This is a genomic window from Streptomyces curacoi (assembly GCF_001513975.1).
Taxonomy (GTDB): domain Bacteria; phylum Actinomycetota; class Actinomycetes; order Streptomycetales; family Streptomycetaceae; genus Streptomyces; species Streptomyces curacoi.
In genome coordinates this window covers 14,455-34,543 of the sequence record NZ_KQ947996.1, presented here as the reverse complement: position 1 = coordinate 34,543, position 20,089 = coordinate 14,455, and the positions used below count along the sequence as shown (strand labels likewise).

Below are 20,089 nucleotides of genomic sequence, written 5' to 3'. Positions count from 1 at the left end.
GTATCGTTCGCCCGACGACCCGGCATCGGCTACCAGCGGCCGGGTGCGGTCCCCGTGACCGGCTCCGACGGCTTGCCGTCCACCCCGACCGGTACGTCACCGGCGAGCATCACCCGGTGCATGATCCGGGGGAAGTCGAGGTGGGCGTTGTCGCTGGGGGCGAGGTGGATGGTGGCACGGTTGTCCCAGAAGGCCACGCTGCCGGGCTCCCAGCGGAAGCGGACCGTGTACTCGGGGCGTACCGCCTGCTCCAGCAGCATGTCGAAGATCGCCCGGCTCTCGGCCCGCGAGAGGCCGGCGATCTGCTCGACGTAGTAGCCGTTGACGTAGAGCACCCGCTCCCCGGTCTCCGGATGCACGCGTACCAGCGGATGCAGCGAGGCGACCTGATGGTCCAGCAGATGGCGGACGTAGGCGTCGTCGCCGGGCCGCGGCTGGTAGCCCACGCCGAGGCGGTGCTCGGCCCGGAGCCCGGCCACGAACTCGCGCACCGGGCCGGAGAGTCCGGCGTACGCGGCCACCAGGTTCGACCAGGTGGTGTCGCCGCCGTACGGCGGTACCGTCTCGGCGCGCAGGATCGTCGCCGCGGGCGGGTCGATGCGGGCGCCGTGGTCGCAGTGCCAGCCGCGCAGCAGGGTGTGGCGGCGCCGCCGCAGCCACTCGTCGTGCTCCATGCCGAACTTCCCGCCCAGCTCCAGCCGGTCGGCGGTCGTCTCGATCTCGGGGAAGTCCGCCGGGGAGGCGCTCCCCCGCCTGCGCAGGACGACCGGTTCGCCGAACCGGCGCGCGAACGCCACATGTCCGGCGTGGTCCAGCCGCTGCCCTCGGAAGAACACCACCTTCCAGCGCAGCACCGCCGCCCGGATCGCGGCGACCACGCCGTCGTCGAGCTCCCCGGTCAGGTCGACGCCGGTGATCTCCGCCCCGATGTGCCCGGCGACCGGTTTTACCTCGATCCCCGCAGTCTCCTCCGTCCCGTCTGCCTGCTCCAGCCCGTCTGTCTGCTCCGTCCCGTCTGTCTGCTCCGTCCCGTCGGCCTGCTCCGTCCCGTCCGCAGGGGCCCTGTCCGTCGTCATGCGCGCTCCGTCGGTCGTCCGCTCCGGCTCCGGGTCCGAGCCGCTTCCGGGAAGATCGTGACAGTGTTCGGCGGGCGTGGCGACAGGGCCTCAACGCGCGGGCAGGCCCACGGCCGTGAGCACCCTGTCCGCCAGCTCGCCCACCGAGCTGCCGTCCGTGTCGACGCGGGCCAGGCCGTGCGCGTCCACGGCCTGTGTCATCAGCGTCTGAAAGCGCTCGGCACGGGCCAGGAACTTGTCCACCAGGTACCGCTCCCGGCCCGTCGCTTCCTCGTACCGCGCCGACGACCGCATGCGCTCCCGCAGCACGGCATCGTCGGCCGTGAGCCACACGGCCCGGGTGTGGGGCACGGACGTCAGCCCGGCCACGCGGTCGGGCCACAGCGCGGAGCCCTCCAGGACCAGGCCCGGGCCGGCTCCGGCCGCCCGCTCGGTGATCAGCTCCTGGATGCGCGGCCACAGCCGTGCGTAGTGGTCGAGCACCGACCTGATCAGTTCGTCGACGCCGAGGGTGGCGTAGTGCTCGGCGACGTGCGGCGGCGGTTCCCACTCCGCCGTCCGCCAGGGCCGCCCCGGGTGCCGGGCCAGCTTGTCCGTCGAGCGGCAGTCGAACCCGAGCCGCTCCGCGAGGGCCCGGGCCACGGTCGACTTGCCGGTGTGGGACGTTCCCCCGATGAGCACCACGCGCATGCCCTGCATGCGGTCGACCTTACTCACCCCGACTCACCTTCACCCGCTCACCCGGCTCACTCCACGGCGAACTCCCGGATCACCGTGTTCCGGAACACCGCCGTGCCGTCGATCGTGAACAGGGCGAGCCCGGTGTCGATCAGATAGGGAAAGACCTCCGACGAGTGCACGTACCGGCCGTCGTCCACGAACATCTCCACGGACGTACGGTCGACCAGGATGCGCAGCTTCACCGTGCGGGCGGACGGGTCGAAGGGGCTGTGGCTCTCCTGCCATCTGCCGGAGGCGTCGGGGTTGACGGTGGGTCGGCGGTTGAGGAAGGCGAAGTCGCGGTAGATCCCGGCGTCGACATGGCGGCCGCCGTCGGGAGAACGACGCAACTGCAGGCCGGCGCCCGTGAGTTGGTCCCAGGTGATCTCGCAGGTCACCTCGTAGGACGTGCCCCGGTAGTCGAGCACGCGGGTGCCGGTGACCTCCAGGTCGCCCAGGTTCACCGTGCGGGAGACGTGGTCGTCCAGCGCGGCGACCGGTCGTGAGGCGAGGTAGTACGTCCCGGAGGAGGCGCGCTTCAGGGTGATCTCCCGGACGATCGAGTCGGTGCCGTTGAAGCCGTCGCAGTCGATGGTGGGCGTGATGTGCGCGTAGTCCCAGTTGTTCAGCCAGCCCATCGCGTAGCGGACGGACAGGTCCACCGAGCCGTCGCTTCGGTGCTTCTCGAAGGTGACGGCCCCGTACCAGTCCCAGCCGTTGTCGAGCCACTGGGGGTCGGCGGCGTCGGCGGTGAACGCGCTGCCGTCGAAGGACCCCGTCCAGTACGCGTAGGTGTTGGGCAGCCCCGAGCCCTTCCCGTTGGCACTGACGCCCAGCACCCACTGCACGGTGCCGTCCTCGGCGGTGATGCGGAACAGGTCGGGGCACTCCAGCGTCCCGATCCCCTCCTTGACGAAGCCGCCCGCGTACGTCCACTTCTTGAGATCGGCGGAGTGGTAGAAGCCGACCTTGGTGCCCTCGGCGAGGGCCATCACCCAGCGGTCGCGGTCCTCGTCGCGGATCACCTTGGGGTCGCGGAAGTCGGCCCCCGCACGCGGACTGGGCAGGACGGGATCGGTGCCGTAGGGGGTGAAGGTGCGCCCGCCGTCGGTGGAGTAGTACAGGAACTGTTCCTGGTGGTCGGTGCCGCCGCCGGGCGACATGGTGGCGAGCACGATCACCGCCCCGGCCCCGAAGCCCGCGGTGTCGTGCGTGTCCACCACCGCCGAGCCCGACCAGACGTCGCCGTTGGGAGTCGTGTCCTTGGGTACGGCGATCCCGCGGTCCGTGAAGGACACCAGGTCGGTGCTGGTGGCCAGGCGCCAGGCAGTCCCTTCGACGCCGGTGAAGTAGTCCGCGTTGTACAGGTAGTAGTACCGGTACTCCCCGTCGATCCAGACCGGGCGCTGCGGGTCGTTCTTCCACTGGCCGGGGACCGTGAAGTGGTACGCGGCGCGGTAACTGGCGCAGGTGGCGGCGGCCTTTGTTTTCGAGGCGACCTTTGATTCCGCGGCGGCCTTTGGTTTCGAGGCGGCCCTTGATTCCGCGGCGGCCGGGCTCGCGGTGGGCAGCAGTGCGGTCGACGCGCCCGCCGCCGAACCGGCGAAGAGCGCTCTTCTGGACAATCCACGCATCACACATCGTTCCTCTCGTCGCCTCGCCGTCTCGTCGTCGAGGCTCAGAACGGCGACTCATGTGGCTCAGGACTGTGCGACCTAACTCGTTAAAGGTCAAGTCGTACGCGGCTCTTGACAGGCCCGTCACGCACTTCTCATCATCTGGGCATCAGTTTCGGCTAACACGAGTTAGGCCCACCCCGAATGACCGACTCGCATCTCACCCGCCGCACCCTGCTGCGGTACGGCGCCTACGGCGCGGGAGCCGCCGCGCTGGCCGGTACCGCCGCGAGCTGGGACCGGCTCACCGGAGCCGACATCCCGGGCCGCGACGACGGCTCGCTCGTCGTCGCCACCCTCGGCCCCGCCTACGGCCCGGAGGCCGTGCGCACGCTCACCGAGGGCTTCAAGAAGGTCCACCCCGACATCAAGCTCCGGATCAACGCCGTGCAGGCCGTCGACTGGTCGGACTTCTTCGCGAAGATCCTCACCCAGATCGCGGCGGGCACCGCCCCCGACCTCGTGTACGTCGCGACGGAAGGCGTCCAGCTGTTCGCGCAGCGCCTCGGGGTCCCGCTGGACGACTGGGTGAAGCGGGACGCCGAAGAGCTGCGCGAGTACTTCGCCGACGTCCACCCGTCGCTGGTGGAGTCGATGATGTACGAGGGGAGCCTCTACCAGCTGCCGGTCGAGTTCAACGCGGCCGACATCTACCTCAACACCCAGGTGCTGAAGCGGGCGGGCGCCGGCTTCCCGGCGGCCGACTGGACCCGCGACGACTTCACCGCGCTGCTGCGGGACATGAAGAAGTCCAGCGGCTCCCAGTTCACCCCGTACTTCTGGACGAACCGCCTGTGGGGCGGCGTGGTGCCGTGGCTGTTCGCCAACGACACCAACCTGCTCGCCGAGTCCAAGGCGCCGGGCGGCGCATGGCTGTGGGACTCCTTCTACCCGGCCGGGCAGCGGCAGGGGCGCGGCGGCGGTTTCCGCTGGACGACCCCGCAGGCCACCGACGCGCGCGTGGAGGAGGCGTACGACTATCTCGCCTCCCTCATCCAGGAGGGCCTGTGCACGCGCCCCGAGGGCGGCAACGGCCAGAACCTCATCGGTGTGTTCTCCACCGGCCGGGTCGGGGTCACTCCGGCGGGCGGTTTCTGGGCGGGCGGCCTGCACCTGGCGGGCATGAAGGCGAACGGCTTCGACGTGCAGTACTTCCCGCGCTGGCGCACCCAGCGCATGCAGTACGGCGCGGCCGGCTACGCGCTGCTGCGCACGTCGAAGAAGCAGGAGGAGGCCTGGGAGTTCATCAAGTACGCCGCCCGCAGGGACACCCTGATGCGGCTGTTCGAGACCAACCAGACCACCCCGGCGCGCCGCTCGATGCTGACCGCCGACCGCTACCGGGAGACCGGCCCGAACCACTGGCAGGTCTTCTACGACACCCTCGACAAGTTCCCCGACACCGGCCCGATCCCCGCGCCGCCGCAGGTCGCCGAGGTCGAGCAGGTACTGCTCAAGCACACCGGTACCGCCCTGGCCTCCCGGCGTGCGGTCGCCCCCGCGCTGCGGCGGATGCAGAGCGATCTGGAGAAGGCCATGGAGCGTGACGTATGACGAACACCCAGATCCCGGCCGTACGGCCGAAGCAGCCGACTCCGCCACCGGCTGTCGCGCCCCGGCCCTCCACCCGTGACCGTGGTACCCGGCTGCTGGCGACCCTCTTCCTGGCGCCCACGATCGTCGGCATCGTCGTCTTCACGGTCGTGCCGATCGTCGGCTCGGTGGTGCTGAGCCTCTTCCACTGGAACGTGATCGACGATCCGAGCTTCGCCGGGGCCGCCAACTACCGTGAGGTGTTCGGCGATTCGACCGTGCTGGTCTCCTTCCGCAACACGCTGGTGTTCATGGTGTTCGCGGTCGCGCTGCAACTGCTGATCGCCCTCGTGCTGGCGCTGGCCGTGAACGGGCGCATGCCGGTGTGGCTGCGGTCGGTGTTCCGCTCGGCGTTCTTCTTCCCGCTGGTGCTGTCCGCCGCGTCGATCTCGGTGGTGATGAAGTACCTGTTCAACCAGGACTTCGGGGTGGTGAACTGGCTGCTCGGCTTCGTCGGGATCGCTCCGGTGCCCTGGCTGACGTCGGAGAACGCGGCGATGACGACGGTCGTCCTGGTGTATGTCTGGCAGCAGTTCGGGTTCTCGTTCCTGCTGTTCGTCGGCGGTCTGAACAACATCCCCAAGGAGATCCACGAGGCCGCCTCGCTCGACGGCGCGACCGGGCTGCGCAAGCACCTCGCCATCACCCTGCCGCTGCTGTCGCCCACCCTGCTGGTCGCGTCCGTGGTCGGCATCATCAACGCCCTCCAGGTCTTCGAGCAGCCCTACGTCCTCACCAACGGCGGGCCCGGTGACGCCACCCGGACCGTGGTGATGGTCATCTACGAGAGCGCCTTCGAGCAGCTGCGCTTCGGTGAGGCCTCGGCGGTGGGCGTGCTGCTGTTCGTGCTGATCATGGCGGTCACCGCCCTTCAGTTCCGGCTCAGCCGGCGTTTCGTCCACTACCAGTGAGCCGGGTGAGTCCCTTGAGCCAAGCAACCCTGTCCCTGAGCCGTACGCGGCACTCGCTCGCGCCGTGGGCCCGGATCGCCGGGCTGACCGTGTGCGCGCTGCTGACCCTGGGCCCGGTCATCTGGACCGTCTCCACCTCGCTGCGCACCCCGGCCGAGGCCTTCGACCTGCCCCCGAAGATCATCCCGACGGACCCGTCCGCCGACGCCTACCGCGGGGTCTTCGGCCAGATCGACGTCTGGCTGCTCGCCCTGAACTCCACACTGGTGACCGCGCTGATCGCGGTGGGCCAGATGATCACCGCCGGGCTCGCCGGATACGCCTTCGCCCGCCTCGAATTCCGGTTCAAGAAGCCGCTGTTCGGGCTGGTCCTGGCGACCATGATGGTGCCGTTGCAGGTGACGATCGTGCCGGTGTTCCTGGTGCTGAAGTCGATGGGCCTGACCGACACCCTGCTCGCTCTGATCATCCCGGCCTTCCCGACCGCGTTCGGGACGTTCCTGATGCGCCAGTACTTCCTGGGCATGCCCAAGGACCTGGGCGAGGCGGCGATGCTGGACGGCTGCGGGCCCTGGCGGACCTTCCGGTCCGTGTACGCCCCGCTGGCCGCGCCGGGCCTCGCGATCGTCGGCGTGCTGGCCTTCAACTACCACTGGAACGAGTTCTTCCGCCCGCTGATCCTGGAGACCTCCGGCCAGAACTACACACTCCCCCTGGGCCTGGTCTCCCTCCAGGGCAACCTGGGCACCGGCTCCATCTCGGTGGTGCTCGCCGGTGTCGTCCTCTCCATGATCCCCGCCGTCGCCGTGTTCGTCGTCGGTCAGCGCCCTCTGCGTGAGGGCATCACGTCCGCAGGAGTCAACCGTTGAGCCTCGCCGCTCAGTCCACGGACCCGGGCGCCCCGCGCTTCCGGGTCCGTCCCCCCGCCAACTGGATCAACGACCCGAACGGTCCGTTCCGTTGGCGGGGCCGCCATCACCTCTTCTACCAGCACAACCCCGACGCCCCGGTGCACGCGAACGTTCACTGGGGCCATGTCTCCAGCCACGACCTCGTCCACTGGGAGCACCATCCGATCGCGCTCGCCCCGACGCCCGGCGGCCCGGACGAGGCGGGCTGCTGGTCCGGCTGCGTGGTCGACGACGACGGCGTGCCGACGGCCGTGTACACGGGCGTCGACCGCCACCACACCGGCCTCGGCTCGATCTGCCTGGCGCGGGCGCTGATGCCGGAGGACGAGACGCTAACCGACTGGCGGCCGCTGCCCACCCCGGTGGTGGCGGGCCCGCCCGCCGACCTGGACGTGGTCATGTTCCGTGACCCGTTCGTGTTCAGCAGCGGTGGCCGGCGGTGGGCACTGGTGGGTGCGGGGCACGCCGACGGGACTCCGTCGGTGCTGCTGTACGACTGTGACGACCTGGCCGACTGGCGGTTCGCCGGGGTGCTGCTCGACGGCAACGACCCCGTGGCGATGGACGTGTTCGGCGACAAGGCGGTCGGCTGGGAGTGCCCGCAGCTGTTCTCGACGCCGGACGGCGAGTGGGCGCTGGTGGTGTCGCTGTGGGACGGAGACCCGTGCGCCACCGGCTATCTGACGGGCAGTCTCCAAACTTGCGTCGAAGGCGGCCTGCGCTTCGAGGCCCGCACCGGAGGACAGCTGGACCACGGCCGGGACTTCTACGCACCCGCCGTGCTCCAGGAGCCGGACCGGGCACTGATGTGGGGATGGTCCTGGGAGGCACGCGAACAGAGCGAGGTCGATCGCGCCGGATGGGCAGGTGTCCTGACCGCACCGAGGGTGGTGGACGTCCGTTCCGACGGCACCCTGCGGGTCGTACCGGCTCCGGAGCTCGAACTGCTGCGTGCGGCGGAGCCGTTCGCCACGTCACCGGGCGTTCGTACTGCGCTGCCGGAGGCGTACGACCTGACCGTCACCGCCTCCAGCCGCACCACCGTGAGCCTGCTGCGGTCCGCCTCGGGCGCGGAGCTGACGGTCGTGCTCGACCCGGACGCGGGCACGGTGACCCTCGACCGCGGTGCCTGGCCGCGGGCACGGCCCGACGGGGCGGCGCCGATCGTGGTGCGGGCACCGGCCGACGAGGTGCGGATCCTCGTCGACGGCTCGCTGCTGGAGCTGTTCGTCGGCGACCGGGCCACGGTCACCGAGCGGGTCTACCGGCGACCGGACGACGTACCCGAACTCGCCGTCACAGATCCCGGGGCCACGGTCACCGGCTGGGAGCTCGCCCCACCGACGCACGACTGATCACCGAGCACGCGAGGCGCCGCACCGTCGCGGGCGGCGTCCTGCCCGTGTCGATGGAGTCGAGGAGCAGCCGGGCGGCGGACTCGCCCATCGCCCGGTGCGGCAGCGCGACGGTGGTGAGGGGCGGCGTGAGGAACTCGGCCATGTGTTCCTGGTCGTCGTAGCCGACCACCGACAGCTCGCCGGGGACGGTGATGCCGAGCCGGGTCGCGGCGTGCAGGACGCCCGCCGCGACCCGGTCGTTGTAGCAGAAGATGCCGGTGGGGCGCCGGTCGGCGGGGGCCCCGTCGAGGACGCGCATCGCGCCCTCGTACCCTCCGGTGATCTCGCCTCCGGTGCGTACCACCCAGTCCTTGGGGACCGTGACGCCCTCGGCGCGCAGGGCGTCCCGGAAGCCGCGCAGGCGGTCGACGGAGGCGATGTCGTCCTGCCCGCCCACCATGGCGACCCTGTGGTGCCCCTGGTCCAGCAGCAGCCGGGCCGCCGTACGGCCTCCGGCGCGCTCGGCGGGGATCACGGCGGGCAGGGAGTCGTCCTCGGGCAGGCAGTTGGCGAGGACGGAGTGGGTGCGGTGCAGGCCCTCGGGGACGCGGACGCGGCGCAGCGACATGGCCGCGTAGATGATGCCGTCCACGCGCCGGTCGAGGAGTTCGGCTACGGCCGCGTCCTCCTTGGCGGGGTCGCCGCCGGAGTCGATGGTCAGGACGAGGTGCTCGCTCTCCCAGGCGGTCTCCATGGCGCCGCGCAGCAGCCGGCCGGCGAACGGCGAGGAGGCGATCTCGTCGGTGACCAGGCCGATCACGGCCGTACGGCGGCGGCGCAGACCGCGCGCGACGGGGTCGGGGCGGTAGCCGAGCTCGGCGGCGGCCCGGCGGATGCGTTCCTGGGTGGCGGGCGAGAGGTTGCCCTCGGCGCGGCCGTTGAAGACGAAGGAGACCGCCGTGTGCGACACGCCGGCGCGCCGGGCGACGTCCCGTGACGTGGGACGCGATCCCGTCGTCTGCTTGCCCTCGGTGCCGCCCATGCCGTCCGCTGCCTTCATCCCCACCCGTCCGGTTGATCGATCCTCACCCTATCCGTGACGCTGGGTGTACGGCACAGTCGAGGGAAGGTCCGACGGTGATCAGCATCCCGCTGCACACGCTCAACGACGGTACGACGCTCCCCGCCATCGGCCTGGGTACCTGGCCGCTGGACGACGCGCAGGCGGAGCAGGCGGTGGCGGACGCCCTGGCGCTGGGCTACCGCCTCGTCGACACGGCGACGAACTACCGCAACGAGACGGGGGTCGGCCGGGCCGTCGCCCGCAGCGGCGTCCCGCGCGAGGAGGTCGTGGTGACGACGAAGCTGCCCGGCCGGCACCACGGCTACGAGGAGACCCTCGCCTCCTTCGAGGAGTCCCGGCGCCGCCTCGGCGTCGAGTACGTCGACCTGTATCTGATCCACTGGCCGCTCCCCCGCGTCGGCAGGTACGTCGATTCCTGGCGGGCGATGATCAAGCTGCGCGAGGAAGGTCTCGTCCGGTCGATCGGCGTCTCCAACTTCACGCCCGAGCAGATCGAGCGGCTGGAGAAGGAGACCGGGGTCCTGCCCTCCGTCAACCAGATCGAGCTGCACCCGCTGTTCCCGCAGGAGGAGCTGCGCGCCTTCCACACGGCCAAGGGCATCCTGACCGAGAGCTGGAGCCCGCTGGGCCGCGGCACGGCCTTGCTGGACGATCCCCTGGTCCTCTCGATCGCCGAGGCGCACGGGGTGACGCCCGGCCAGGCCGTCCTGCGCTGGCACATCCAGCTCGGCGCCGTCCCCGTCCCGAAGTCGGCCGACCCCGGGCGACAGCGGGAGAACCTCGACGTCTTCGGCTTCGAACTCAGCCCCGTGCAGATGACGGCGCTCGCGGACCGCGCCCACAGGCGCATCGGCGGGGACCCCGAAGTGCACGAGGAGTTCTGAGCGCGCGTTGCCCCGCCCCGTCGCCGGGGTACTCGGGGCGCTCGGGAAGGAGGAGCTCGTGGGCGAGAAGGACCGGCTGCGGGACTACCACGGCAAGCGTGACTTCGGGCGGACCCGGGAGCCCGAGGGGCGGGCGGCGGGCTCCGGTGACGAGCCGCGGTTCGTGGTGCAGATCCATGACGCAAGCACCCTGCACTTCGACTTCCGGCTTCAGGTGGCCGACGTACTGAAGTCCTGGTCGGTGCCGAAGGGGCCGTCCGACGATCCCAGCGACAAGCGGCTCGCCATGCCCACCGAGGACCATCCGCTGGAGTACGAGGAGTTCGAGGGCGTGATCCCGAAGGGCGAGTACGGCGGCGGCACGGTCATCGTCTGGGATCACGGCACGTACGAGCCGCTGAGCCACGACCGCAAGGGGCGCCCCGTGGACTTCGACGAGTCCATCGAGCGCGGGCATGCCACGTTCCGGCTGAGGGGATCGAAGCTGCACGGCGAGTACGCCCTGACCCGGTTCCGCGGCGGGCAGGACGGCGACCGGGAGGCGTGGCTGCTGGTGAAGGCCGGCAAGGGGCGCTCGGGCGGGCACGGCACCCCGAACCCGTACCGCGCCCGTTCGGCGCTGACCGGCCGTACCCTCGCCCAGGTCGCCGCGGAGGACGACGAGGGCTGAACGGTGGCGGCCGGCCGAGGCCGGCCACGCTCGGCGACCGGCGGCACTTCGCCCGGCCCCAGCAGTCACCGAGTGGCCCCGTGACCAGAGGGGTGCTGCGTCATCCGCGGTATCCGGTGCTGCACCGTCGCGGATTCACCCGTTCGGCCCCCGACTGCCCTTCCCAGCCTCTATGTTCACGGCGACCGTCCGTTCGACCGCCCGCCGCTCTCCCGGCCCTGGAGGCTCCTCGTATGCGCCCAGCACTGCGTACCGCCGTCACCGGCGTGGTGGCCGCCGCCACCGTCCTCGTCTGCGGACCCGCCCAGGCGACTCCCCCGGGGCCGGGAGTCAGCGGCCGGGTCATCAGTCAGAGAACCGTCGGCGACACCGACTACATCCTCCGGGAGATCACCATCCCGCCCGGCCAGGCCACCGGCTGGCACTACCACGACGGCCCCCTGTACGCCTACATGCAGCAGGGCACGCTGAGCCACTACGACTCCAGCTGCGCCTCCGACGGCGTGTACCCGCCGGGCAGTTTCATCGAGGAGCCGGCCGGGCCGGGCAACGTCCACATAGGCCGCAACGAGGGGGACACGCCGATCGTCATCGACGTGCTCTATGTGCTGCCGCACGGCGCGCCGTTGTCGCAGGACGCGCCGAACCCCGGCTGCCCGTTCGAGTGATCAGCCCGGCGGCAGCGGCTGTTCGGCCCAGATCGTCTTGCCGCTGCCGGTCTGCCGGCTGCCCCAGCGCTGGGTGAGCTGGGCGACGAGCAGCAGTCCGCGGCCGCCCTCGTCATAGGCGTGGGCCCGGCGCAGATGCGGGGAGGTGGAACTGCCGTCGGAGACCTCGCAGATGAGGGTGCGGTCGCGGATCAGACGGAGCTGGATGGGCGGTGCGCCGTACCGGATGGCGTTGGTGACGAGTTCGCTGACGACGAGTTCGGTGACGAAGGAGGTCTCGTCCAGTCCCCACGCGGTCAGTTGCTCCGTGGCGGCCTGCCGGGTGGCGGCCACGTGCTCGGGGTCGGGGGTCACGTCCCAGGTGGCGATGCGGTCCGCGCCGAGGGCCCGGGTACGGGCCAGCAGCAGGGCCACGTCGTCGCTGGGGTCCTCCGGCAGGACGGCCTTCAGCACGGTGTCGCACAGGGCGTCGAGGGTCTCGGCGGGCGCGGTCAGCGCGCGGCACAGCTCGGCGGTGGCGTGGTCGATGTCGCGGTCGCGGTCCTGGATGAGGCCGTCGGTGTACAGCGCGACCAGTGAGCCCTCGGGCAGTTCCACCTCCACCGCCTCGAAGGGCAGCCCGCCGACGCCGAGCGGGGGGCCGGCGCTGATCTCGATGATCTGCGTGGTGCCGTCGGGCAGGACGACGGCCGGGGGCGGATGGCCGGCGGCGGCGAGGCCGAGGCGGCGGGTGACGGGGTCGTAGACGGAGTACAGGCAGGTGGCGCCCAGTTCGGCCACCTCGTTGGTGTCGTCCCCGGCGAGGTGGGTGACCAGGTCGTCGAGGTGGGTGAGGAGTTCGTCGGGCGGCAGGTCCACGTCGGCGAGGGTGCGTACGGCCGTGCACAGGCGGCCCATGGTGGCCGATGACGGGATGCCGTGTCCGACGACGTCGCCGACGACGAGGGCGACGCGGCCGCCGGACAGCGGGATCACGTCGAACCAGTCGCCGCCGATGCCGGCCTGCGATCCGGACGGCCGATAGCGGTGCGCGACCTCGACGGCCGCCTGTCCGGGCAGTCCCCGGGGCAGCAGGTTGTGCTGCAGGGCCAGTGCGGTGGTGCGTTCCCGGGCGAAGCGGCGGGCGTTGTCGATGCAGACGGCGGCCCGGCTGCCGAGTTCCTCGGCGAAGACGGCGTCGTCGGCGCCGTAGTCGTCCGGCTGTCCGATGCGCACGGCCACCGCGACGCCGAGCGTGGTGCCCCGGGCCCGCAGCGGCACGGCCATCATCGAGTGGGCGCCCACGCGGTGCCGCCGGCCGGCCGGAGCGCGGGCGTTGCGTTCCGCGACCCAGCGCATGAACGCGGGCTCGCCCGCCTGGCTGAGGATCACCCGGCCTTCCATGATCGCCCGTGCGGGCGGCGAGAACGCGGGGTAGAAGTCCACCTCGCCCAGGCGTACGGCCGCTTCCGGGGTGCCCTCGCTGCCGGAGCCGTGGGCGACGCGGCGCAGCGCGATTTCCGCACCGGGCAGGACCGGCGCCTCCTCCGCCCCGAGGACCCAGTCGAACAGGTCCACGCTGGCGAAGTCGGCGAACCGGGGCACCACGACCCCGATCAGCTCCTCGGTGGTGCGCACCACGTCCAGGGTGGTGCCGATGGTGGCCGCCGCCTCGTTGAGCAGGGCCAGCCGCTGCCTGGCCCAGTACTGTTCGGTGCTGTCGAACGCGGCGAGGGCCGTGCCGATCAGCCGGCCGGAGGAGTCGCGCACCGGCCACATGTCGGTGGTCCAGGCATGCTCCCGGTTCAGCGCCGGGGCACCCGTGTAGCTCTCGTAGCGCAGCGGCCTGCCCGTCTCGGCGACCTGGCGCAGGTGCCACAGAAAGCCCCGGCTGTGCTCGGCGTCCTCCACGGTCTCCGGGAAGGGCCGGCCGAGCAGTACCTCCTCGGGGACGCCCATCACCTGGCAGGCGGCGCCGTTCAGGCGCAGGTAGCGCTGCTCGGTGTCGAAGACGGACATCGACATCGAGGCCTGCTGGAAGGCCTGCTCGGCGAGTGTCGGCTCCGGGTCGCCGGGCTGCCGTGCGGTGACGACGTAGCCCGCGGGCGCGCCGTCCTCGCCCAGCACGGGGCTGGCCGTCAGATCGGCCGGGACCGCGGAGCCGTCACGGTGGCGGAGGACGACGGTGCCGTTCGGCGCGGCCCCGTCGGCGAGCGGCGGGTCCTCGGCGAGCAGCTCGCGCGCCGGCCGCCCCACGGCCTCCTCGGCCGTGCGGCCCGTCAGCCGCTGGGCGCCCTCGCTCCACCCCGTGACGACACCCTGGGCGTCGAGGACGATCGCGGCGGAGACGTGCTCCATGTGCTCCAGGATGGGTCCTGAGGGACACCGCATCAACCGCGCTGCCCGAGCGGATGCCCGGGCGTCACTTCCGCAGCGCGGCCAGGGCCCGGTCGGCGTGGGTGTTCATGCGCAGTTCGCTGCGGACGACCTCCAGGACCGTGCGGTCCTGCCCTATGACGAAGGTGACCCGTTTGGTGGGCGCCAGCGAGAAGCCCCGGGTCACGCCGAACCGCTCGCGGACCGTGCCGTCGGCGTCGGACAGCAGCGGCATGCCGAGCGTGTGCCGGTCGGCGAACTCCTGCTGGCGTTCGACCGCGTCGCCGCTGATGCCCACGGGCCGCGCGCCGACGGCGGCGAACTCGGCGGCGAGGTCGCGGAAGTGGCAGGCCTCCGCGGTGCAGCCGGGGGTGAGGGCGGCGGGGTAGAAGAAGAGCACCACCGGGCCCTCGGCGAGCAGCTCGGTGAGGTTGCGGGTGGTGCCGGTCTCGTCCGGCAGCGCGAAGTCCTCGACCTTGTCGCCGACCTCCACTCGGGTGCTCATGACCGGCCCTCCGCGTTCTTCGCGACGCCGCGGGCCCACAGCACGAGGGGGATCTGCAGCGGCAGCCGGCCGATGGCGGCGGCCTTCTGCGGGGTGGGGCGGTGCCGCCAGTCGACGGCCATCTTCACGTTCGCCGGGAACACGCCGACGAAGAAGGCGGCCGTGGCCAGCGCGGCGGCCTTGCGGGTGCGCGGCAGCGCCAGCCCGGCCGCCAGCGCGAGTTCGGCGACGCCACTGGCGTACGTCCATGCCCGGGGCGTCCCCGGCAGGGTGCGCGGCACGGTCTCGTCGAAGCGGCGTGGGGCGGCGAAGTGGGCTGCGCCCGCTGTGGCCAGCAGGCCGGCGAGCAGCAGGGGGGAGCGTTGGGACCGGGGCACGGATCCTCCTTGGATGACCTGCCGCCGGATGCTACCGGAGAGTAGGTCACGGCGGGTCGCCCGCCCTGTCCGTCACCGGTCTCGCGGGGCGCGGCGGTTGTGGGTTCCGGGCGTGTACCCGAAGGAGCGCCGGAAGACGTCGATGAAGGCGCTGGCGGAGGACCAGCCGCAGCGGTGGGCGACGGTGGTGACGGGTGTGTCCTCGGCGAGGAGCCGCAGCGCGTGGTAGAGGCGCGACTGGGTGCGCCACTGCGGGAAGGTCATGCCGAACTCGCTGCGGAAGAGCCGGCTGAGGGTGCGCTCGCCGGCTCCGGTCGCGGCGCCGAGGGCGGCGAGGGTGCGCGGGTCGGCGGGGTCGGCGTGGACCAGGGCGCAGACCGCGGCGAGCCGCGGGTCGGTGGGGGTGGGCAGGCGCAGGGGCTGCTGGGGTGAGGCGCGCAGCTGGTCGCGCAGGACGGCGAGCAGACGGCGGCGCTCAGGGCTGTCGTCGTCGGGCTCGCGGGTGTGGGCGAGGATCAGCTCGCGCAGCAGCGGGCCGACAGCGAGGACGGTGGGGGCGTCCAGGCCGAGCGGGTTGTCGTCGGCGGGCAGGCCGACCAGGTGGAGGTCCAGGTGGCCGTGGGCGCGGTGTGCGTGGACGGTGCCCGCGGGGACCCAGATGGCGCGGTTGCCGGGCGCGAACCAGGTACCGGCGTCGGTGGTGACGGCGAGGACGCCGGAGCCCGCGTAGACGATCTGGTGGTCGTCGTGCCGGTGCGCGTCGATGCGTTCCCCGGCGGCCAGGACCTGGGCGCGGGTCGGCGCGGTCCGGGTGTGGCGGATGTTCGGCACAGACAGGCAGATTATCGAAAGCGAGCCATGCCTGGCCCCCGCGACGATCCCAGGGTGTCCACGAAACGCAACAGAGCCATCACGCTGATGTCCCTGGGCCACGCCTGTGTCGACGTCTACCAGGGCGCCGTCGCGGCCCTCGTCCCGTACTTCGTCGCCGAGCGCGCCTACAGCCATGCCGCCGCCTCGGGCGTCGTGCTCGCCGCCTCTTTGCTGTCGTCGGTGGTGCAGCCGTTGTTCGGGGCGCTCACCGACCGGTGGGCGATGCCGTGGCTGCTGCCGCTGAGCGCGCTGACGGGCGGCGCCGGGGTCGCGTTGAGCGGGGTCATGGATTCCTACGCGCTGACGCTGGCGGTGGTGGCCGTGTCGGGGATCGGCGTTGCCGCCTACCACCCGGAGGCCGCCCGCGCGGCCCGCGACGCGGCGCACGGCAGCCATACGGCGATGGGCTGGTTCTCCCTCGGCGGCAACGTCGGCTTCGCCCTCGCCCCGCTGCTGGTGGCGGCGGTGGTCGCAACCGGCGGTCTCGGCGCCTCTCCCCTGCTGGTCGTCCCGGCCGTCGTGGGGGCGGCCCTGTGCGCGGCGGCGGTGCGTTCGGCCGGAGGGCGTGGCGCGGTGGCCGGCCAGGGGGTGGGCGCCGGCCCGGACGACTGGGCGTCCTTCCTGCGGCTGTCCGGCGCCATCGTGTGCCGGTCGGTCGTGTTCGTCGGGCTGAGCGCGTTCGTCTCGCTGTACATCAGGCAGCGGACCGGCGGCGACGACGTGGCGGGGACGGCCGCACTGTGTGTCCTCTATGCCGGCGGCGCGGTGGGCACGGTGGCCGGGGGCCGGCTCGCCGACCGGTACGGGCGCCTCGCCGTCGTACGCCACGCTTACGTGCTGACCGTGCTCGCGGTGGCCGGTGTGGTCCTGGTACCCGGGCCGGCGCTCTATCTGTTCGTCGCCCTGGCGTCGGCCGGCCTGTACGTCCCCTTCTCGCTGCACATCACCCTCGGCCAGGACTACCTGCCCGGGCGGACGGGGACGGCGAGCGGTGTGACGCTGGGGCTGACGGTGAGCGTCGGCGGTCTCGCCGCCCCGGTCATCGGGGCCCTGGCCGACGCCACCTCGCTGCGGACGGCGCTCGTCCCGCTCATCGTCCTGCCGGCGCTGGGCCGGCTGCTGCTGTGCGGGCTGCGCGAGCCCGCGCAGCCCGGACAGGGCGCCCCGACGCCCGGCTCGTCCGGTGGGCGCCCTCGCGCGAAGTCGGTGTGATCCGCGCGAGGGGACCCGTCAGGCGGTTGCGGCCGGTGCCGCCGCCCGCGGTTCGCTCTCCTCGTCGACGGCGTGGGCGAGGAAGTCGTCGACCATGCGGTGGAAGAGGGTGGCCAGCTGAGACAGTTCCTCGGGGGTCCAGTCGGCCAGGGCGAGCTGCATGCCACGGGCGCCGGCGTCACGGACGCGGGCGATGGCCTCCCGGCCGGTGTCGGTGAGTTCGATGCGCTGGGCGCGGCGGTCCCGGGGGTCGGGGACGCGGGTGACATAGCCGGTCTTCTGCAGCTGCTGGACCGTGCGCGTGACGTGCGAGGCCTCCACCCCCAGCCGGTTGGCCAGCTCCCCGGGCCGCAGCGGCTCCGAGTCGGCGACCTGGCGCAGCAGCGCCACGGCGGCCCGGTCCAGCGGCACACCGGCCAGCGCCATGAGCCGGTCGTGCTGCCGGGCGCGCGTGCTCAGGTAGGTGACGCGGGTGAGCGCGCGCTCGATCTCGACCACTTCCGGGGACGCGGGAGTGTCGGGGAGTTCGCGGAGCGTGGGTGGTGTGGGCATGCGGCCACTTTACCATCTCGTTGCGTAAGTCAATTAATTTGCGCCTCCCTGATTCCCCTCGCCTCCTGCCAGCTCGCGCTGGACGCGATCGCCTGCCGCCACCGCCGGACCGCCTTGGGCGGCATGCCCACCGCGAGGACACCGGTCACGCGGTCGCCGCTGCCGTAGGCGGCGACGAACCGTCGTTCCGCCGGATCGCCGTCCACCACGGCGACCTCGTCGTGGCCGCGCGGGTGGCCGGGTACGCCTGGATCTTCATGTCGTACTGGTCGGACCAGAAGTAGGGCACCGGCGCGAACGGCCTGCGCGCGCCCCGGTGGAGCAGATTGCGGGCCGCGGCCATGCCCTGCTCGGCGGCGTTGGTGCGGTGCTCGATCCGCATCGGCACCCCGAACAGGGGGTTGTACCAGCGGGCGACGTCTCCGGCGGCGTACACGTTCCGCGCGGCCTGGCAGTACGCGTCGCACACCACGCCGTCGCCGACGCCGAGCCCGCTGCCGTCGAGCCAGTCGGTGTTGGGCAGCGAGCCGACCGCGACCAACACCTCGTCGCCCGCGACGAGTTGGCCGTCGGCAAGCCGCACACCGTCACCGGTCACCTCGGTCACGATGGCCCCGCAGCGCAGGTCCACGCCCCGTTCCAGGCGGGCGCGCGTCAGCAGCTCGCCGACCTCGGTGCCGACGGCGTGGGCCAGCGGCACCGGGGCGGGTTCGAGGAGCGTCACCGCGCAGCCCAGCCGCCACGCGACGGCGGCCACCTCCGCCCCGAGGAACCCGGCGCCGACCACGACCAGCCGCCGGCTCTCCTCGGCTGTGGGGGGATCGGCCTCGATGAGCACAGGCAAACAGAGAGGGCTGACGACTCCCGGTCAGTTTCCTGACAGGAGACTGACGTGCTCCAGATCACACCGCTTCACTCGGCTGCCGGACGTCAGGAGCCGATGTCGGGCCGGCCCAGCCAGTAGCCGAAGCCGCGGCGGGTGTGGATCAGCGCCGGGGCGTCCCGGTCCACCTTGCGGCGCAGGCGGGAGACGAGTTGCTCGATCGCGTTGTCGCCGCGGTGCTCGCCCCAGATGTGGCGGCCGATCTGCTCCTTGGACAGCACCCGGTGCGCGTTGACCAGGAGATGGCGCAGCAGCCGGTACTCCGCGGGCGTGAGATCGAGCGCCCGCGTCCCGCGCCGCGCCCGGCACACGGTGTCGTCCAGCACGAGGTCGCCGAGGTGCAGGGGATTGCCCCGGGGCGGGCCGGGACGGGCGCCGCGCAGCAGCACCTGGATCCGGGCGAGGACTTCGGCCACCCGGAACGGCTTGGTGACGTAGTCCCGCTCCCCCGGGCCGAGTTCGGGCACGAGCCGGTCCAGGGAGGTGCATTCGGTGAGGAGGAGGACGGGCGGGCGATACGGGAGCCCTGGGCGGCGCTCGCGGTCGAAATTCCCCGTGTCCGGCACGTCGGCGTCGAAGACGACCAGGTCGAAGCGCCGCTTCGCGATCCCCGCCAGCGCCTCGGCGCCGGTCGCGCTGAGGCTGATCCGGTAGCCGGCCGGCTCCAGGGTGGTCGAGAGCAGTTCGGCGAGGTCGGGCTCGTGGGCGACGATCAGTACGTGCTGGCCGGCGCCGCGCGCGAGGGCGGGCCTCGTCCCGGCGGTGCCGTCCGTGGGTGAGGCGGTCTGCCGAGGGCTCATAACCCGCCCCGTCCGGTGCCGCGGCGGCCCTGCCCGTCAGTCGCTGTCACGGTCGTACTCCTTGTGCGGGGCGTCAGCGGCCCGGTGTGACGGGCGCGAGCCACATGCCGACGACGGCGTCGGCGAGGCCCGTGGCGGCGTCGTCCCAGGTGGCCCGTGGGGTGGGGGTGTGCTCGGCGAGGGCGCGCTCACGCTCGGCGGCCACGTGGACGATCAGATGGCGGACCATCTCGGCGCGTTCGGCGCGGACTTCGGCCGGGAGGTCGGGCAGGCACCGGTTCAGGCCCTCGACGATCCTCTGGAGCGACGGTGAGGTGAGGGCCTCCTCGACCATGAGCTGGTGCAGCGCGGGATCGGAGACGACCTGCGCGCAGAACCGGGCGTACCAGGTGGGGCTGCCCAGCGCCGCGAGGTGTTCGAGCACCGGGCGGACCAGGCAGTCCACCCAGCCGCGTACGTCGTCGGGGTCCCGCAGGCCGGCGAGCAGTCGGGCGCGGTTCTCCTCGATACGTGTGGCGTGCTTGCGGACGATGGCGCGGACCAGGTCGGTCTTGGTGCCGAAGTGGTAGCCGACCGCGGTGTTGTTGCCCTGCCCCGCGGCCTCGCTGACCTGGCGGTTGGACACCGCGTGCACCCCGTGCTCGGCGAAGAGCCGCTCGGCCGCGGTCAGCAGCAGCGCTCGGGTCGTATTGACCTGTTCCTCCCGCAGGGTCCTGCCCGCCATGATCACCACCGCACCGGGACTTCACCTGAGCACCACGCCGGCCAGTCCCTCGGGCCGCCGTGACTTCGCATGCCTACAATCTAAGTCACCTGATTGAAAGTGTAGGGCGCGGGGTGGAGCGGGTGACGGTGCGGCAGGCCGGGCATGAGGTGGGGCTGCCGTGCCGGCGGTGAGGGCGGGGCCCGCTCCGCCTGGGGGAGGACCTCGGCCGCAGGACGTACTGCGTTGCGAGTACCGGCGATTGTCGGCAGACGCACGACGACGCGCCCCGGCTGTTC

19 protein-coding genes and 1 pseudogene are annotated in these 20,089 nt (G+C 72.2%); 8 read left to right on the top strand and 12 right to left on the bottom strand.

The window, feature by feature from the left end; genetic code table 11:
• Nucleotides 1-29: 29 nt before the first annotated feature.
• The 3 genes from AQI70_RS33725 to AQI70_RS33715 form a co-directional block, all read right to left on the bottom strand.
• Nucleotides 30-1,076: a TauD/TfdA dioxygenase family protein gene (locus AQI70_RS33725; protein WP_244181945.1), complete on the bottom strand. Its 1,047-nt coding sequence runs from the start codon at nt 1,074-1,076 to the stop codon at nt 30-32.
• A 90-nt stretch (nt 1,077-1,166) separates the two neighbouring features.
• Nucleotides 1,167-1,775: an AAA family ATPase gene (locus AQI70_RS33720; protein ID WP_208607502.1), complete on the bottom strand. Its 609-nt coding sequence runs from the start codon at nt 1,773-1,775 to the stop codon at nt 1,167-1,169.
• A 47-nt stretch (nt 1,776-1,822) separates the two neighbouring features.
• Nucleotides 1,823-3,430, bottom strand: coding sequence for a glycoside hydrolase family 32 protein (locus AQI70_RS33715; RefSeq protein ID WP_062156253.1), 1,608 nt, complete (start codon nt 3,428-3,430; stop codon nt 1,823-1,825).
• Nucleotides 3,431-3,616: 186 nt separating this feature from the next.
• Here AQI70_RS33715 and AQI70_RS33710 point away from each other — a divergent pair, with 186 nt between their 5' ends.
• The 4 genes from AQI70_RS33710 to AQI70_RS33695 are packed head-to-tail and all read left to right on the top strand — an operon-like array spanning nt 3,617 to nt 8,242.
• Nucleotides 3,617-5,026, top strand: a complete 1,410-nt coding sequence (locus AQI70_RS33710) for an extracellular solute-binding protein (protein ID WP_062156252.1) — start codon at nt 3,617-3,619, stop codon at nt 5,024-5,026.
• Complete coding sequence (locus AQI70_RS33705; protein ID WP_004004048.1) at nt 5,023-5,976, top strand: carbohydrate ABC transporter permease; 954 nt, start codon at nt 5,023-5,025, stop codon at nt 5,974-5,976. The genes AQI70_RS33710 and AQI70_RS33705 overlap by 4 nt, the downstream gene beginning before the upstream one ends.
• Before the next feature lie 14 nt (nt 5,977-5,990).
• Nucleotides 5,991-6,845: a carbohydrate ABC transporter permease gene (locus tag AQI70_RS33700; RefSeq protein WP_062156251.1), complete on the top strand. Its 855-nt coding sequence runs from the start codon at nt 5,991-5,993 to the stop codon at nt 6,843-6,845.
• Nucleotides 6,842-8,242 (top strand): glycoside hydrolase family 32 protein, encoded by a 1,401-nt coding sequence (locus tag AQI70_RS33695; protein WP_062156250.1) that lies wholly within the window; start codon nt 6,842-6,844, stop codon nt 8,240-8,242. The genes AQI70_RS33700 and AQI70_RS33695 overlap by 4 nt, the downstream gene beginning before the upstream one ends.
• On the opposite strand, the gene AQI70_RS33690 is transcribed toward AQI70_RS33695, so the two are convergent.
• Complete coding sequence (locus tag AQI70_RS33690; RefSeq protein ID WP_062156346.1) at nt 8,205-9,266, bottom strand: LacI family DNA-binding transcriptional regulator; 1,062 nt, start codon at nt 9,264-9,266, stop codon at nt 8,205-8,207. The two genes, AQI70_RS33695 and AQI70_RS33690, sit on opposite strands and share 38 nt — an antisense overlap.
• A gap of 95 nt (nt 9,267-9,361) precedes the next feature.
• On the opposite strand from AQI70_RS33690, the gene AQI70_RS33685 reads away from it, so the two are divergent.
• From AQI70_RS33685 to AQI70_RS33675, 3 genes are all read left to right on the top strand, one after another.
• Nucleotides 9,362-10,192, top strand: coding sequence for an aldo/keto reductase (locus AQI70_RS33685; RefSeq protein ID WP_062156249.1), 831 nt, complete (start codon nt 9,362-9,364; stop codon nt 10,190-10,192).
• Nucleotides 10,193-10,250: 58 nt separating this feature from the next.
• Nucleotides 10,251-10,862 (top strand): DNA polymerase ligase N-terminal domain-containing protein, encoded by a 612-nt coding sequence (locus AQI70_RS33680; RefSeq protein ID WP_062156345.1) that lies wholly within the window; start codon nt 10,251-10,253, stop codon nt 10,860-10,862.
• A gap of 233 nt (nt 10,863-11,095) precedes the next feature.
• The gene (locus AQI70_RS33675) at nt 11,096-11,530 is read left to right on the top strand and encodes a cupin domain-containing protein (RefSeq protein ID WP_062156248.1); all 435 of its coding nucleotides are present in this window, start codon (nt 11,096-11,098) and stop codon (nt 11,528-11,530) included.
• Here AQI70_RS33675 and AQI70_RS33670 read toward each other — a convergent pair whose 3' ends face one another.
• From AQI70_RS33670 to AQI70_RS33655, 4 genes are all read right to left on the bottom strand, one after another.
• On the bottom strand, nt 11,531-13,867 hold the full coding sequence (locus tag AQI70_RS33670) for a SpoIIE family protein phosphatase (protein WP_062156247.1): 2,337 nt from the start codon (nt 13,865-13,867) through the stop codon (nt 11,531-11,533).
• A gap of 64 nt (nt 13,868-13,931) precedes the next feature.
• Complete coding sequence (locus tag AQI70_RS33665) at nt 13,932-14,390, bottom strand: peroxiredoxin (protein WP_062156246.1); 459 nt, start codon at nt 14,388-14,390, stop codon at nt 13,932-13,934.
• A complete protein-coding gene (locus tag AQI70_RS33660) occupies nt 14,387-14,767 on the bottom strand; it encodes a DoxX family protein (protein WP_062156245.1) in 381 nt (126 codons plus the stop codon). The genes AQI70_RS33665 and AQI70_RS33660 overlap by 4 nt, the downstream gene beginning before the upstream one ends.
• A 72-nt stretch (nt 14,768-14,839) precedes the next feature.
• Nucleotides 14,840-15,598: an AraC family transcriptional regulator gene (locus tag AQI70_RS33655; protein ID WP_062156244.1), complete on the bottom strand. Its 759-nt coding sequence runs from the start codon at nt 15,596-15,598 to the stop codon at nt 14,840-14,842.
• A 27-nt stretch (nt 15,599-15,625) separates the two neighbouring features.
• Here AQI70_RS33655 and AQI70_RS33650 point away from each other — a divergent pair, with 27 nt between their 5' ends.
• Complete coding sequence (locus tag AQI70_RS33650) at nt 15,626-16,852, top strand: MFS transporter (protein ID WP_062156243.1); 1,227 nt, start codon at nt 15,626-15,628, stop codon at nt 16,850-16,852.
• An 18-nt stretch (nt 16,853-16,870) separates the two neighbouring features.
• On the opposite strand, the gene AQI70_RS33645 is transcribed toward AQI70_RS33650, so the two are convergent.
• The 4 genes and pseudogenes from AQI70_RS33645 to AQI70_RS33630 form a co-directional block, all read right to left on the bottom strand.
• Entirely contained in the window at nt 16,871-17,404 is a 534-nt protein-coding gene (locus AQI70_RS33645; RefSeq protein WP_062156242.1) for a MarR family winged helix-turn-helix transcriptional regulator, read from the bottom strand.
• A gap of 29 nt (nt 17,405-17,433) precedes the next feature.
• A pseudogene (locus AQI70_RS33640) lies at nt 17,434-18,203 on the bottom strand (NAD(P)/FAD-dependent oxidoreductase); the annotation flags it as partial.
• Nucleotides 18,204-18,334: 131 nt separating this feature from the next.
• A complete protein-coding gene (locus AQI70_RS33635; protein WP_062156241.1) occupies nt 18,335-19,087 on the bottom strand; it encodes a response regulator transcription factor in 753 nt (250 codons plus the stop codon).
• 73 nt (nt 19,088-19,160) lie between these two features.
• Complete coding sequence (locus AQI70_RS33630; RefSeq protein WP_062156344.1) at nt 19,161-19,811, bottom strand: TetR/AcrR family transcriptional regulator; 651 nt, start codon at nt 19,809-19,811, stop codon at nt 19,161-19,163.
• Nucleotides 19,812-20,089 lie beyond the last annotated feature (278 nt).